Below are 16050 nucleotides of genomic sequence, written 5' to 3'. Positions count from 1 at the left end.
CGCCGTGACGAGCAGTATCAGCTTAACCGAACATCCAGTGAATGTTCGCAGTAGGCTGATAATGTGAGTGTTATTAGCCCCGCAGCGTGTCGGTGGAGTCACCCCTTTGTTCGGCTTTTGCAGCAAGTGAAAATGATTACTTCTTTAGTACGATTGGTATAAAGTTTTGTTTTTTCGTCAGGCGCTCAGCGTAAAACCTATAGAAAGCCGAAAGCTTTAAGCTGGAAGCGGTAAGCTAAACAAAAACACTGAGGCATTTTTATTTTTGGTTTTACTTCCGGCTTCTAGCTTCTAGCTTCTAGCTTATTACTGTCTGTTAGATGGATTGCCGTGTCGTTGCACTCCTCGCAATGACGAAAAAGCCTCTCGATACAGGTATCGAGAGGCTTTTATATTCAAACTAAACAGTATTAAAACTGATAATCGACCACTAGGCTCCAGTTTCGGCCGGGTTCACTATTAATATCTGCCCCACCCGTACCATGTTCACTGCCTGATACATTGCGATAGCTCCAATACTTTTTATCAAAGGCATTAAACAGCCCTGCCCGCAAAGTTAAATCTTGTGTGGGCTTATAGTAGGCTGATAAATCAACCACACCATAGCCAGATGTATCGGCATGATCCTCTTCTAACCAATCATTTTTACTCGCCACTAAGGTCCAGTTTATTTGTCCCCCGTAGTTATCTGTGTCTATCCCTAGACCCAATACGCTGGTTAGCGGCGCCACACTGTTTAGGCTACGCCCAGAATCTTTTTCTTCGCCATCTGCGTAAGCCAATGACGCTTTAGCGTAACTGCCCTTAGGTGCGCCCAAAGCAGTGTCTAAATAAAGAGTTGAACTCAGCTCAGCGCCATAAATAGTGACTTCGTCTAAGTTTTGTTTAGTAAATACATCTTTACCTGTAGCCGTATCAACACCTAGCTGAGCATCTGCAATAAAATCACTATACTGCGTATAGAAGCTGGCCAACTCAAAGCTTGCCAGCTCACTTTGCCCTCTTAGCCCTAATTCATACGCCAAGCTCTTTTCTGCTTTTAAGTTAGGGTTTGGGTTAAATATTGATCCCATACCATAAAAGTAATATAGGTCTTCAGCGGTAGGAGCTTTAAAACCTTGGCTAATCTGTCCATAAACTGACAAATTATTATTGAGGTGATAAACCGAACCGAGTTTTAGGGTAACGGCATCATCTTTATTACTATCAAAGTCATTAATATAACCGGTATCGCTACTTGGTTTGGCTTCAAATCGGTCGTAACGTGCTCCGGCGGTAACAATTAATTTATCGTCCAGCAGATACATCTGATCTTGCAAGAAGACTCCCCACTGCAATAACTCTGCATCGGGTACGCCTGTGTTACCAGCGCCTGCCGTACCTGTACCAAGTCTAAAGTCAGTGTTATTTAATTCAAAGTCATTATGAACAAGATTCACTCCATAATTGAGTTGATGATCTTTATTGGCACCGGCAAGCTTGGCAAACTGCGCATCAAACTGCAGGGTTTTATCTTTAGCAATCCGCTCTCGATTACGCTGACCAATAAATCCGGTCGTATCAAAGTTTTCAAAAGTAGAATTTGAATGCTGCACATTAAATGACCAGTCTATATCGTCAGCCAACGCGCTATTAATCTGCCACTGGTGCTCAACCCCAACACGAATACGCTCTCTGTCATCTTCGTTATAGTTATCGGTGTAAGTAAAGCCCGGCATAATGGTGTAACCATTTTGGCTTAGTTCATCTTCATCATACTGCTTTTTATAATATTCAACCGTGGCACCCACTCGGTGATCATCATTCACTTGGTAATACACTTTACCCAGCAAGTTGCCCAGCTCGCTGTCTGCAGGGTTAGCCGCCCCTCGGTTTGGGCCTGCAACATCGGCACCACTACCATGGGTTTTAGTTTCACCGCCGTCGGCATAAGTGGCCATTACTAAGGTTTCTAGCTCGCCTTGGCGCATCGCCCAAGTAAAGGTGTTTTTAAATTCTTCATTCACCGAGGCATAGCTGGTTTTAAGCCCAAAACGGTGTTCATCTTCGTCGGTTACTAGTACATCACTGGGATCTTTGGTTTTAAGTAATACCGCCCCACCTATGGCATCTGAACCATATAAGGTAGAAGCCGGCCCCTTGTTTACTTCAATGGCCTGTAAAGTATCGATCTCTACCGCATTAGGATAACTGCGCTGTTCATTCGCCCCAGGGTTATAAGGTGCAGGTTGTTGCACCCCATCAATCATGGTTTTAACTCTACTGCCTTCTACACCACGAATATTAAAACCAGAAATACCAAAACGACCGCCGCCAGTAGCTGCTACCCCAGGGGTATATTTAAGGGCATCTTTAACATCATGAACGAGGTTGGCATCCATCTTTTGTCGAGTTTCGCTTTCAATCGACGATGACACATCTTTTTTCGCTTGCGTGGTGCGGGTGGCCGTAACCACGGTTTCATCCAAAAATGACGTTGGCTTAGCCATAGTTGCAGGAGATACAGCCAGCATAATAGAGGCGGATAACAAAGTTTTGGTGAACATCAATTTTTACCTTTCTTCCATAACAGGTTCGATTTGATGCGCAATACTATTAGATCTAAATGACAATTACTATCACTTGCATTAGTAATTTTAACCCCATTCTTTGTAAGTATTTTATTGATCTGGCTGTTTTTGTTGCTAACCCCCAAAGGGACTGTATAATTCCAGCCCCGCGATCGTTAAGGATCGAGGGATCGACCTTAATAGGTAAACATTTTCTATTATTGGTCATCAATCAACGGCATGTGGATTGACGTTATAAGCAGAACTGTTTAGAATTCGGCCTCTTTGGTGGGCCGTCTCGGTGATGTTTATGCGTCAGTCGAGCACATGGCCAAACTGTATAGCAAACTGACACAGCGGTAATAACTACTATGAAACGCACTTTTCAACCTTCAAATTTGAAGCGTAAACGCAGCCACGGTTTCCGTGCTCGCAAAGCCACTGTAGGTGGTCGTAAAGTATTGGTCGCTCGTCGCGCCAAAGGTCGTGCCCGTCTGAGCGCCTAATGGCCAGGCACACCTTCTCACGGGAGTTACGTTTGTTAACTCCCGCCCATTTTAAAAACGTCTTCGACAACCCTGTCAGAGCCGCCTCCCCTCATGTCACACTCCTTGCCAAACCAAACGACTTGGGTCACCCCAGACTGGGATTAGCTGTACCTAAAAAAGCACTTAAACGTGCCGTTTGGCGTAACAGAGTGAAGCGTGTTGCCCGCGAAGCATTTCGTTTAAAGCAACATGACTTACCGCATGTAGATATAGTGGTGATTGCTAAGAAAGGGATTGGAGATGTGCCAAACGACGAGCTGTTCGAATTACTGGATAGGCTATGGCGCACGCTTTCTCGCCGCTGCAACGACTCAGCGTAGGCATAATTCGCCTCTACCAACTGGTCATCAGTCCCTTGCTTGGGCCCAGGTGCCGCTTTACTCCCACCTGTTCGCAGTACGCCATTGAGGCCATTCGGCTCCACGGTTTTTTAAAAGGCAGTTGGTTAACTATCAAACGTCTATTAAAATGCCATCCTTTAGGTCCATGCGGCCATGACCCGGTCCCGACAAAGCGAAGAAAATAAACTATGGAATCCCAACGCAATATTCTAATTATCGCGCTGCTGCTGGTGAGTTTTCTCATCTGGCAACAGTGGACAACTAAAGATGCTCAGCCCGAAACGGCGCAGCAAAGCAGCCAAACCACTCAGGTGCAAGCAAGCCAAGGGGATGGTGACTTTATCCCTCAAGGTGATCTGGCTAATGGTGAAGGTGAAGTTCCAACAGACACTAGCGCAACCACTGCTAAGCAAAACTTAATTACTGTTGTGTCAGATACGCTTAAGCTCACCATAGACACCCAAGGCGGTGACGTAGTGCGAGCCGAGCTATTAGAACACGACGATAGCCTAGATTCTGATGACAAGTTTGTATTGCTGGCCAACAATGCCAATTTTGTAAACGTGGCGCAAAGTGGCCTGATTGGCCGTGATGGCCCGGATAGCAACATTGCTGGTCGTCCTATTTACCACAGCAAGCAGCAGCAATATGTGTTGGCAGACGGCCAAGACAGCCTGACTGTGCCCATGACCTTTACCAACGATAAGGGCGTGGTGTTCACCAAAAACTTTACCCTTACGCGTGACAGTCATGTGGTAAACGTAAGCTATGCCATTAACAACCAAAGTGGTGAGCCGGTTCAAGCTCAGCTATATGGTCAGTTAAAACAAAGCGTTAATAGCCCTGATGGTAAAAGTGGCAACATGCTAATGGCCTCGGCTTATCGTGGCCCTGCTTACTCTAGCGACGAAACCCGCTATACCAAGTACGACTTTAAAAAAGTACAAGAAGCCAACCTAAACCAAAGCACAGAAGCCGGTTGGGTGGCCATGCTACAGCACTACTTTGTATCGGCTTGGATTGCCCCAAAACAAGAGCAAAACCAGCTATATAGCAGCGCCTTAAATAACCGAGGCCAAGCGGCTATTGGCTTTAAAGCGCCTTTAGTCACAGTGGCCCCCGGCACAGAGCAAACGCTGTCTGCTGATTTATGGTTAGGCCCTAAGCTACAAAAGAAAATGGCCGCCGCTGCCGACAACCTAGACTTAACCGTGGATTACGGTTGGTTATGGTTTATTGCTCAACCGCTGTTTAAGCTGCTGCACTTCTTACAAAGCTTTGCGGTTAACTGGGGCTTGGCGATTATTCTTACTACCTTTGTGGTGCGTGGTGTTATGTATCCGCTCACCAAAGCGCAATACACCTCCATGGCTAAAATGCGCATGCTACAGCCTAAGCTAAAAGAGCTAAAAGAGCGTTATGGCAGTGATCGCCAGAAAATGTCTCAAGGCATGATGGAGCTGTATAAGAAAGAAAAAGTAAACCCGCTGGGCGGCTGTTTACCAATTCTGGTGCAAATGCCTATTTTCATCTCCCTATACTGGGTATTGATGGAATCAGTAGAACTGCGCCATGCGCCTTTTATTCTGTGGATTGAAGATTTATCGGTTCGTGACCCCTACTTTGTGCTGCCAGTATTAATGGGCGCGAGTATGTTTCTGATCCAAAAAATGAGCCCCACCACAGTCACGGATCCAATGCAGCAGAAGGTGATGCAATTTATGCCTATCATCTTTACCTTCTTCTTCTTGTGGTTCCCTGCTGGCTTAACCCTGTACTGGTTAGTTAGTAACGTGGTGACCATTACTCAGCAGTGGTATATTTTCCGCCAGCTAGAGAAAAAAGGTCTGCACGGTAATAAGAATAAAGCCGAGTCTTAGGCAGTTAGACTCGCTTTACTGGGTGCTAACACTCACTACACTAAAGGCGACCCTAAGGTCGCCTTTTTCTTGCTTGGAGTAGTAACAGATGTCGTTTGATACCATAGTGGCGCAAGCCACCGCACCTGGCCGCGGTGGCGTGGGCATAATACGCGTGTCTGGCCCTGCCGCCGAAACCGTGGCTCAGGCCGTGCTGGGCAAAATACCTAAGGTGCGTTATGCCGAATATCTGCCTTTTAAAGATCAACAAGGCGAGGTGCTAGACCAAGGCATAGCCCTGCTTTTTAAAGGCCCCAATAGCTTTACTGGTGAAGACGTATTAGAGCTGCAAGGCCACGGCGGCCCGGTTATCTTAGATATGTTAATGCGCCGCATTCTTGCCCTGCCTGGGCTGCGCACCGCCAATGCGGGTGAATTTAGTGAGCGCGCCTTTTTAAACGACAAGCTTGATCTTGCCCAAGCAGAAGCCATTGCCGATTTAATTGAAGCCTCTAGCGAGCAAGCCGCACGCTCAGCCTTGCACTCACTACAAGGCGAGTTTTCTAACCATGTACATGAGTTAGTTGAGTCTTTAACTCAGCTGCGTATTTTTGTGGAAGCCGCCATCGACTTTCCCGAAGAAGAAGTGGATTTTTTATCCGACGGTAAAATAGCCAGCAGCTTATACGCTATTATCGACCGTTTAACTGAAGTACAACGCCAAGCCCGCCAAGGTGCCATTATGCGCGAAGGCATGAAGGTAGTAATTGCAGGGCGACCTAATGCCGGTAAATCCAGCTTACTGAATGCGCTGGCGGGTAAAGAGTCTGCCATTGTGACCGACATTGCCGGCACCACCCGTGACGTACTGCGTGAGTTTATTCATATAGATGGTATGCCGCTGCATATTATCGACACCGCAGGCTTGCGTGAAGCCACAGACGCGGTAGAGCGCATTGGTATTGAGCGCGCTTGGTCTGAAATTGAACAAGCCGATCGCATCTTATTTATGGTGGACGGCACCACCACAGACGCTCTACACCCTAAAGATATTTGGCCCGATTTTGTAGATCGTCTGCCCGAGCATATCGGCCTCACAGTGGTGCGCAACAAAGCCGATTTAAGCGGTGAAGCCCTTGATGTGATAAGCGACGGTGAGCATGAGGTATACCCCATCTCTGCCACCTCTGGTTTAGGGGTCGAGGCCCTTAAAGATCACTTAAAAGATTGCATGGGATTTAAAGGCGGCGTTGAAGGCAGCTTTAGTGCACGCCGTCGCCACCTAGACGCCCTACATCATGCAGATCAACACCTGATAATGGCCAAAGAACAGTTAGAAGTGTATGTCGCCGGCGAGTTAGTTGCCGAAGAGTTGCGCCTTGCTCAAGAAGAACTTAGCCAGATCACCGGTGAGTTCACCTCCGATGATTTACTGGGCAAAATATTCTCCAGCTTTTGTATTGGGAAGTAAAAACAGCGCCTAGCACCAAGCGCTAAGCTAAACAAAAAGCGTTGGACTACAAAAGAAGGTTTTTTAGTTTGTTGCTTGGCACCATCAATCAAGATTACTCGCTATTATTGAGCGTATTTTTTACTATTCGGTTAATATAGCTTAGTTATTACCCATATTTATTCGTTAATAGGAACAGCAGCATGTCAGCATTTGGTACCGTTTTTGCCCCAGAAATGAGCCTAGCTCGCTACGAGCAGGGCCAATGGAGCGCCACTGAATTTGTGAGCAGTGATAGTCTTACTCTGCACCCAGGTGCCCATGTGCTGCATTACTCAAGCACTTGTTTTGAAGGGTTAAAGGCGTTTAAGCATGAAGATGGTTCCATTAACATCTTTCGTATGGAGCAAAACATCGCCCGTTTAATCCAAAGCAGTGAGTTATTGGCCCTGCCTGCAGTGGATGCCGAGCAGCTAACAGCCATGATCATCGACATTGTTAAACGCTACGCCAAAGACGTGCCGCTGCCTCCGGGATCCATGTATATTCGCCCCACTCACATTGGCACCGAAGCCTCCATTGGTAAAGCCGCCGCCCCTAGCAGCACCTCTTTGCTGTATGTGTTGCTATCACCAGTAGGCGACTACTTCACTGGTGGCAGTAAAGCCCTGCGCTTATTATTAGCGGACGAGCCACGCTGCGCGGCACACATGGGTGTGGTAAAAAGCGGCGGCAACTATGCCAGCGCCTTACAACCTATTTTAAAAGCCCAACAATCGGTGCAAGCAGACCAAGTATTGTTCTGCCCGGGTGGCGACGTACAAGAAACCGGTGCTGCTAACTTCTTATTAATTGATGGCAACGAGATCATTACTAAATCTCTTGATAGCTCGTTTTTACACGGCATTACCCGCCACTCAATTCTAACGCTGGCCCGCGATCGCGGCATGACAGTGTCGGAGCGCGCCCTCACCGTAGACGAGTTATTAGAGCGCGCACAAAAGCCCGGTACCGAAGCCGCTCTATCGGGTACAGCGGCAGTATTAACCCCAGTTGGCACCCTGATCCACAATGGTCAAGAGCATACAGTAGGCAACGGCGAAGCCGGCCCCACTACCAATGCCCTACGCCAAGCCCTTAATGATATTCAATGGGGCAAAGCCGCCGACAACCACGGCTGGTTAACTAAAGTCTGCTAAGACGCACCTTATGAGCCGAATGGGATGACTATTCGGCTCATACTGCACTTTAAAACGAAAGTATTTGGCAAAGACTTTAAGATACAAGCTGACCTCCAACCAAGCCGAGGTCAGCAAAGTCATCGCTACTCGAAACTTAGCCGGCCTACTACCGCGAACTCAAAGCCCATTTTTCTGACTGCTACTGGCTAGGGCGGCCCGTAAATTCTGATGCCACAGCGCCACGGTTACTCACCGACTCCTACCAGCTTAATTAGTCCGTGAGTAACCGCACCTTGAACTCAACAGTAAATTAATGTAAGATACTGATTGTATTGATTATTTTTGTTCGCGAGTTTTTTAACACGAGGAGCACATTATCACTATTAATCAAGGCGATCGTATTTACCATCCCGGTTATGGTATTGGTATAGTTAAATCTATTCGTAAAAAAAGCTTTTCTGGCGAAAGCAAAGCCACGTTTTTCAAACTCTATTTCAAACGTAACGACCTCACTTGGCTGGTGCGCGCTAACGATATGCCGAGCAGCATTCGTAACGTTATGAGTGCTAGGGAAGCAAAAAAAATCATTCAACATTTAACAAGCTGGCAAGGCAAGCTCAGTGAGCAATGGAAAGTTCGTGCAACGGCTAATCAAGCAGCTATCGATAAAGGTGATCCACTTGGCTACGCTGAAGTCGTAAAAGGACTGAGCGTGATGCAAGAGCAGCTCCCCCTGAGCGCAACTGACCGCAAGCATTTAAACCATAGCATTGAGTTTCTGTGTGAAGAGCTGGCCGATGCTTTGGGGAAGACTCACGATAGAGTTCGTCAACTCATTGATAAAGCTACGTCTTCACCGCCCACGGTAACCCACTAACCTCAGCGATGAGATCTCCCATTGCTAAATGCGGCCCGCAGGATTGATTGAAGCGTTAGAACATTCACTAATATTGGGTTATTACCACAGTGAGGTTTTAATTCGACGCTTCAATGGCCAATCAGCCTAGATTGTGAGCCCCATATAACATTCCCGACTTTTCCCCAGCATCGTCGCCGAAAGGTGACTAGCACTGGACATTTACGCTAATCCATAAAAATGGAGACTTAACATGGGGCTTACTTGTAGAAGGTCAGTGGGTTGACCAATGGTATAACACGGACTCTAGCGGCGGTAAATTCACGCGTAGTAAGTCGCAATTTCGCAACTGGATCAGGAACGTCCCCATGGACGCGACCTTATCTAATGATACACAGAGCACAGTAAGCATTAGTATCAGGCTTTGTTAAAAAACCACTAGACGACTGGTCTAATAAAATATAAAGTACCCACCATGAATACAAAACATCACGACACTCGCCAACATTTGCTTGATACCGGACGCGACATTCTCGCGGCGCGGGGTTTTAGCTCGGTTGGTTTAAGCGCACTGTTACAACAGGCGGGCGTGCCTAAGGGCTCTTTCTATCATTACTTTAAATCGAAGGAGCAGTTTGGCGAAGCGCTGTTAGAAGATTACTTTGAATTTTATTTGGGCGAGCTCAATCAGCTGTTTAGCCAACCCAGCCAAACAGGTCAGCAGCAGTTGATGAGTTATTGGCAAGAGTGGCAGCGTCGCTATTGTGGCCCCAATAGTCGCAGCGATTGCTTAGTGGTTAAGCTGAGTGCCGAAGTTGCTGACTTATCTGAGCCGATGCGCCTAACTCTAAAAGCCGGTACCGATAAAGTGATAGCGCGCATAACTCATTGCATTGAAGCGGGCATCAATGACGGCTCTTTACAGAGTACGCAACCGGCATTTTTAGCAACCAGCTTATATCAGCTATGGCTAGGTGCCAGTTTGTTAACCAAGCTGCACCGTGATGAACAACACATGAATACGGCCATGCAACTGACTCGCCAGTTACTGGGCGTGCAGTCTTAATATAAAGCATTATTTAATACTATTAGCGGTTAATTACGGCTAACTTAAAGAGGGATAACAGGCTTAAGACGAGCTTTCTTATCCTCTTTTTATTTACCTGAAAGCTAGACGACCGGTCTAATCTATCGGTTATCAACCCATTACCATCATCAAGATCAAAGGATAACTTATGCAAGATTTTAGCTTTTACAACCCAACCCGCATTGAATTTGGCGCCGGAAAAATTGCCACCATAGACCAGCTAGTTCCCACCAATGCCAAAGTATTAGTACTGTATGGCGGTGAAAGCGCTAAGCGCAACGGCACCCTAGATGAAGTTACCGCCGCCTTAGGTGATCGCCAAGTACAGTTATTTGGTGGTATTGAGCCCAACCCAAGCTTTGAAACACTGATGGAAGCCGTACAAAAAGTCCGTGAGCAAAAACTGGATTACTTGCTGGCAGTAGGTGGCGGTTCTGTTATCGATGGCACCAAGTTTGTGGCGGCAGCGGCACTGCACGAAGGTGATGCTTGGGATATTTTGCTACAAGGTGGCCAAAACATTACTGCCGCCCTGCCCTTTGGCTCGGTGTTAACCCTGCCCGCTACTGGCTCAGAAATGAACAAAGGCTCGGTGATCACCCGCAAGTCACTGCAAGCTAAACTGCCCTTTATGAGCGAGCTGGTGTTTCCGCAGTTCTCTATTTTAGACCCAGTAAAAACCTACACTTTACCCACTCGCCAAATTGCCAACGGCGTGGTGGATGCCTTTATGCACGTCATTGAGCAATACCTCACTTACCCGGCGAATGCCCCAGTACAAGACAGGTTTGCCGAAGGCTTATTGCAAACGTTAACTGAAATTGGCCCCAAAGCGCTGGCTAACCCAGAAGATTACCAAACTCGTGCCAGCTTAATGTGGACCGCTACACTTGCCCTTAACGGCTTAATTGGTGCCGGTGTACCACAAGATTGGGCCACCCACATGTTGGGCCACGAGCTCACCGCCTTACACGGCCTTGATCATGCGCAAACGCTGGCCATTATTTTGCCAGAGATGCTGCGCCAACGTAAAACCGCCAAATTAGGCAAGCTGGTGCAATACGCCGAGCGCGTGTGGAACATTACCGAGGGCAGTGATGATGAAAAAGCCGAAGCGGCCATTGAGCGCACCCGTGATTTCTTTGAGTCGGTTGGCGTAAAAACTCGCCTTAGCGACTATGACCTGGGCGCCGAGCATATCGATACCATTATCGATAGCCTAACCCAACACGGTATGACTGCGCTTGGTGAGCATGGCGACGTAACGCCTGAGCATTGCCGCCAAATTCTGTTAGCTAGCCTGTAATGCGCCGCCAATAAAGGAGCCTGTATGAAACAAACTAACGCTATTAATCGCCAACTCACTTTAGCCGCGCGCCCCAAGGGCGCGCCCACTCAGAGTGACTTTGCCCTGCAAGAAACCGCCATTCCTACGCCTAGCCAAGGTGAAGTGTTATTGCGCACGGTATTTTTAAGTTTAGATCCTTATATGCGTGGCCGTATGAGCGATGCTAAATCTTATGCTGAGCCGGTTTCATTAGGTCAAACCATGGTCGGTGGCACCGTCAGCCGCGTACACCAAAGCAAGCACCCCGACTTTAACGTCGGCGATTGGGTGCTCAGCTACAGCGGCTGGCAAGATTATGCCCTGTCTAACGGTGAAGGCTTAATTAAGCTAGATCCCACTCAAGCGCCGCCCTCCTATGCCCTAGGCGTATTAGGCATGCCCGGCTTTACTGCTTATATGGGTTTATTAGATATTGGTGAGCCAAAGCCTGGCGAAACCTTAGTGGTGGCCGCCGCCACTGGTGCCGTGGGCGCCATGGTGGCACAAATTGGTAAGCTTAAAGGTTGCCATGTAGTCGCTGTTGCCGGTGGTCAAGACAAATGCAGCTATGCGCTAGATAACTTAGGCGTTGATGCTTGTTTGGATCATAAAGCCGACGACTTTGCCGAACAGCTGGCCAACGCCTGCCCCAATGGCATAGATGTGTACTTTGAAAGCGTGGGCGGTAAAGTGTTGGATGCGGTGCTGCCGCTGTTAAACACAGGGGCGCGTATTCCGGTATGTGGCTTAATCTCACAATATAACGCCACCAGCCTCCCCGAGGGCCCCGATCGTCTCGGCCAACTAATGGGCACCATTCTTATCAAACGCATGACGGTAAAAGGCTTTATCATTTTTGATGATTACGGCCATCGCTACCCTGAGTTTGCTAAAGACATGGCGCAGTGGCTTAAAGATGGAAAGCTTCACTATCGCGAGCAAATAGAGGACGAGCTAGACCAAGCACCCAACGCTTTTATCGGCTTATTACAAGGCGAGAACTTCGGCAAGCTGGTCATTCGCGTCGGTGAAGATGACCTAAGCTAACCCGGGAAGATTAAGCAATAAAGTACAATTTAAAAAGTAACAAGGGCGCAAATGCGCCCTTTTTTTGATCATGGTTAGTCAATAAGCCACTTATACATTACCAAGGTATCAACATAACCTAACTGACGATGCAGATAAGCCTTAGGCACCCTACCGACGATACTGAACCCCAGTTTTTTCCATAGTTGTACCGCTACCGCATTGGTCGACACCACGCTATTAAACTGCATCGCCTGAAAGCCCAGTGCGATGGCCTGCTGTTGAGAATGTTCACACAACTGCCGTGCAATGCCTTTGCCTCTGGCCTGCTCGGCCACCATATAACCACAATTGCATACATGGCTGCCGGGACCTGCGGCATTATTTTTTAGGTAATAGGAGCCCAACTGCTCCCCTTGCTCTTCATAAACAAAGGTCTTTAGCGGCTGTTCACACCAGAGATCATAAGCCTGCTCAACTGTCATATTAGGCGCAAACGCATAGGTTTCTTGGTGCTCAATAATGGCAGAAAAAGTTGGCCAAAATAATTCAAAGTCGCATTTCGTTATGGGGCGGATCATAATACTAGTCTTAATAAAGCTAAGGGATCTGTATTAAATGCGCTCATCGCGCTAAGAGCAAGTGCACTTAAGTGATACGATATTGTGAGACTCTTAATGAATTAACAGGGGGTATTAATGGCCAAGCCGAGTGACTCATCTCAAACACCAGAGCAGCCCTTGCCTACCCTGTGGCTGCTTGGCAAAACCGGCGCGGGTAAGTCTTCGATAATCCAGGCCTTAACCGGCAGCAGTGATGCTGAAGTTGGCAATGGTTTCTCGCCCTGCACTAACACCTCCTTTGCTTACCACTTTCCGCAAGATAAACCATTATTACGCTTTTTAGATACTCGTGGCTTGGGCGAAGCGCATTATGACCCCAGTGAAGACATTAGGCTGTGCCAACGGCAAAGCCACGTATTATTAGTGGTCGCAAAAATAGAAGAACAAGAACAAAGCGCCGTACTAGAGGTGCTCCGCCACATTCGTAAACAAAAACAAATTAAACAGGTGTTATTGGTTTGTACCGCCGTTAATACCATGCCAGATGCCGATAAAAGCCGTTTGCTTGCTTATCATCAAGAGGCATTTGAAAAAGCTTGGGGCAGTGCACTGACTAGCATAGAAGTGGATTTTGATTGCGATAGCCAAACTTATTACCAGCGCGAACAATTAGTGGCCGCCATTACTAAAATGATGCCCTTGGTGGGGTTAATGCTCAACAAAAAAGAGCATGCCAGCCAAGAAGAACAAGCCTTTTTGCAGGTAAAAAACGAAGTGCTTTGGTACGCCACTGGCGCCAGCTTTACCGATTTATTTCCACTGGTGGGCTTAGTATCTGTGCCCGCAATGCAGGCTAAAATGCTGCACAGCTTAGCAAAACACTATGAAGTGCCCTGGAACACCCGCGGTTTTGCTGAATTAATAGGCGTGTTGGGCACCAGTTTTAGTACCCAATATGGCGTAAAGCTTGGCGCGCGCCAGCTGGTAAAACTCATCCCTGTTTACGGGCAAACCCTAGGCGCAGCTACGGCCGCAGCTGTTAGTTTTGGCACAACTTATGGCTTAGGTAGAGCTGCTTGTTACTACTTTTATCGCAAGAGCAGAGGCGAGACGGTTAACACTCAAGATATTCAACAGCTATATAAAGACGCCTTTGAGCTTGGTAAAAAGGTGGCGCCCCATGAATAAAATAAATAAGACGTTTCGTTTTTTAAATGGCCATGCCAACCGTTTGCTTACTCTCTCTGTGGTGGGCTTTATCTTCCCCCTGCTACTGCTTAGCGGTGTTGGCTTATATGCCATTATTACTTACGGTTACATCCATTATTTTGTATTGGTACTGCTGCTGTCTTCATTACTGATCGCAATTCCACGCTGGATACTGCAAAAACAATATAAAAGGCCCGCCACTCATATAACAGAAGAAAGTTTGGTGGATCCCTCACCGGATTGGTCAGAAGAAGAGCGACGCATTTGGGATAAGCTCAACGCCTCTATAAACCAAAAGCTACAACAAAATAACGACTGGCTGGCGCTAAAAGATCATGGCTTAGCACTGGCACTAGAAGTAGCCCAAGCTTACGGCAAGCAAGAGCTCGATTTTACCGTGCCCGAAGGCTTAACCATGCTAGAAGAGATCAGTCGGCGCTATCGCAAAGTCTTGAATGAACATCTGCCTGCCATTGATAAAATCAGCATTTCTCAAGCGAAGAGGCTGTACGACTTTCACGACAAATATGGCGCTGCAGCCAAAGAAACTTATAAATATGGCATGTTAGCTTGGCGTGCGTTACGCATGACCAACCCCATTACCGGCTTAGCGAGTGAAGTACGGGGTAAATTATTGGGCTCAATGTCCGATCAGGCTCTAGCCGCTGTGCAAAACAAGGCAAAACGCGCCCTGTTACAAGAAGTAGTAAAAGTAGGCATCGATCTTTACAGTGGCCGCTTTGTTATTGAGCAAAGCCAAGTCGGCAACAGCAAAGTATATCAACACGATGATACCCAGTTAGCCATTCCCCCGGAGCCGGTACGGGTGTGTTTAGTGGGGCAAGTGAGCGTGGGTAAGTCTTCGTTAGTTAATGCGCTAATAAAAAGCATGGGAGCCGAACAAGATCCCTTACCATCCACGCACACAGTGGGGGTATACCCTTGCGTTATTGATGGTGAAGAACAACTGCGCCTTATTGATATGGCAGGGCTAGATGGCAGCCAGACCACCCTTGAGAACACACTCACTGAAATCACTCAATCTGACTTAGTGCTTTGGGTATTCAAGGCCAACCAGCCTTCTCGGCAGTTAGATATTGCCTTACAGCAACAGCTTGATGCCTTTTATGCTGATAAAAAAAATATCTCACGCAAAAAGCCGCAAATTATTGGTGTGTTAAACCAAGTAGATAAACTAAAACCCACTCACCAATGGGCCCCGCCCTACAATCTCAACGATAACGCAAATGCCAAAGTAAAAAATATTAACGATGCCTTAGCCTTTAACCGCTCAACCCTCGGCTTAACCAACCTCTACCCACTGGCACTACCTGAAAACAAACCCAGCTGGGGCCTTGATTCATTAGAAGCCGAAATACAGGCGCAATATGAGCACGCCAAAAACGTACAACTCAATCGCCGCCGCACCGATAGCCAATCAACAGCCGGCTTTAAAGGGCAAAGCAAACGGTTATTTAAAGCCGGTAAACGAGTGGCAAAGCTGAGTTTAGATAAAAAACCATAAAAAACACTTGATAACATTAATGATAACTATTATCGTTAACTTGTTTTCAGACGATGACTGCTAGACTTGAGGTTAAGCAGAGACAGGTTTTGAAGGCGACATTGCTCACATTGCTTCCAGAGTTTTTAGGCCAGCCTTTGCTGGCCTTTTTTTTACCGTATCATACCAACCTGGAAAGCTAACTGAGCAACACCTTTTCGCAACGGAACGCACGGAATAAGAGAGATAAAATCTGACAAAGCCAACACTAAGAGAAAAGCTTTAATAGGTAAGCGTTACCCCTATCCTGACAGTAGACGAGTTATTACCATAAATAAGCTATTGCCCTCTGTCACTTGTCGATCTTATCCCATCTTAATTGTTCCGTTGGTTCCGCGTTCTTCCGTTGCAAGATTGGCTCTGGCTTTAGAACTTAAAGTGAGCATTATTTTCCTTAGGGTGGTATCACTCCCCTGCCACTGGCAGTTTAAGCCGCATATTTGAGATATAAATTGCATTCCCCTATGGTAGAGAGGTGACTAACCTTATT

General features: G+C 47.2%; 14 protein-coding genes. 12 read left to right on the top strand and 2 right to left on the bottom strand.

Annotation, left to right across the window (positions count from 1 at the left end; genetic code table 11):
* Window positions 1–410: 410 nt before the first annotated feature.
* On the bottom strand, window positions 411–2546 hold the full coding sequence (locus tag J3U76_RS11950; RefSeq protein ID WP_208006205.1) for a TonB-dependent hemoglobin/transferrin/lactoferrin family receptor: 2136 nt from the start codon (window positions 2544–2546) through the stop codon (window positions 411–413).
* A gap of 374 nt (window positions 2547–2920) precedes the next feature.
* On the opposite strand from J3U76_RS11950, the gene rpmH reads away from it, so the two are divergent.
* The 10 genes from rpmH to J3U76_RS11900 all read left to right on the top strand — a co-directional run bounded on the left by rpmH (window position 2921) and on the right by J3U76_RS11900 (window position 12245).
* On the top strand, window positions 2921–3055 hold the full coding sequence (gene rpmH / locus J3U76_RS11945; protein ID WP_208006204.1) for a 50S ribosomal protein L34: 135 nt from the start codon (window positions 2921–2923) through the stop codon (window positions 3053–3055).
* On the top strand, window positions 3055–3417 hold the full coding sequence (gene rnpA, locus J3U76_RS11940) for a ribonuclease P protein component (protein ID WP_208006203.1): 363 nt from the start codon (window positions 3055–3057) through the stop codon (window positions 3415–3417). The genes rpmH and rnpA overlap by 1 nt, the downstream gene beginning before the upstream one ends.
* Window positions 3378–3623 (top strand): membrane protein insertion efficiency factor YidD, encoded by a 246-nt coding sequence (gene yidD, locus J3U76_RS11935; RefSeq protein WP_208006202.1) that lies wholly within the window; start codon window positions 3378–3380, stop codon window positions 3621–3623. Before rnpA ends, yidD begins: the two co-directional genes overlap by 40 nt.
* Before the next feature lie 3 nt (window positions 3624–3626).
* Window positions 3627–5318: a membrane protein insertase YidC gene (gene yidC / locus J3U76_RS11930; RefSeq protein ID WP_208006201.1), complete on the top strand. Its 1692-nt coding sequence runs from the start codon at window positions 3627–3629 to the stop codon at window positions 5316–5318.
* 88 nt (window positions 5319–5406) lie between these two features.
* On the top strand, window positions 5407–6768 hold the full coding sequence (gene mnmE / locus J3U76_RS11925; protein WP_208006200.1) for a tRNA uridine-5-carboxymethylaminomethyl(34) synthesis GTPase MnmE: 1362 nt from the start codon (window positions 5407–5409) through the stop codon (window positions 6766–6768).
* 182 nt (window positions 6769–6950) lie between these two features.
* Window positions 6951–7946, top strand: a complete 996-nt coding sequence (locus J3U76_RS11920; RefSeq protein WP_208006199.1) for a branched-chain amino acid aminotransferase — start codon at window positions 6951–6953, stop codon at window positions 7944–7946.
* Window positions 7947–8487: 541 nt separating this feature from the next.
* Window positions 8488–8805, top strand: a complete 318-nt coding sequence (locus J3U76_RS11915) for a hypothetical protein (protein ID WP_341534344.1) — start codon at window positions 8488–8490, stop codon at window positions 8803–8805.
* Between the two features lie 454 nt (window positions 8806–9259).
* Window positions 9260–9850 (top strand): TetR/AcrR family transcriptional regulator, encoded by a 591-nt coding sequence (locus tag J3U76_RS11910; protein WP_208006198.1) that lies wholly within the window; start codon window positions 9260–9262, stop codon window positions 9848–9850.
* 169 nt (window positions 9851–10019) lie between these two features.
* Entirely contained in the window at window positions 10020–11177 is a 1158-nt protein-coding gene (locus J3U76_RS11905; RefSeq protein WP_208006197.1) for an iron-containing alcohol dehydrogenase, read from the top strand.
* Window positions 11178–11201: 24 nt separating this feature from the next.
* Complete coding sequence (locus J3U76_RS11900; protein WP_208006196.1) at window positions 11202–12245, top strand: NADP-dependent oxidoreductase; 1044 nt, start codon at window positions 11202–11204, stop codon at window positions 12243–12245.
* A gap of 74 nt (window positions 12246–12319) precedes the next feature.
* On the opposite strand, the gene J3U76_RS11895 is transcribed toward J3U76_RS11900, so the two are convergent.
* A complete protein-coding gene (locus tag J3U76_RS11895) occupies window positions 12320–12805 on the bottom strand; it encodes a GNAT family N-acetyltransferase (RefSeq protein WP_208006195.1) in 486 nt (161 codons plus the stop codon).
* A gap of 117 nt (window positions 12806–12922) precedes the next feature.
* Between J3U76_RS11895 and J3U76_RS11890 the strand changes: the two genes are divergently transcribed.
* The gene (locus tag J3U76_RS11890) at window positions 12923–13975 is read left to right on the top strand and encodes a YcjF family protein (protein WP_208006194.1); all 1053 of its coding nucleotides are present in this window, start codon (window positions 12923–12925) and stop codon (window positions 13973–13975) included.
* Window positions 13968–15521, top strand: coding sequence for a GTPase family protein (locus tag J3U76_RS11885; RefSeq protein WP_208006193.1), 1554 nt, complete (start codon window positions 13968–13970; stop codon window positions 15519–15521). Before J3U76_RS11890 ends, J3U76_RS11885 begins: the two co-directional genes overlap by 8 nt.
* Window positions 15522–16050: the final 529 nt, after the last annotated feature.

The organism is Oceanisphaera pacifica, assembly GCF_017498065.1.
GTDB classification, from domain to species: Bacteria; Pseudomonadota; Gammaproteobacteria; order Enterobacterales; family Aeromonadaceae; genus Oceanimonas; species Oceanimonas pacifica.
This window is presented reverse-complemented; position numbering and strand designations above follow the sequence as displayed.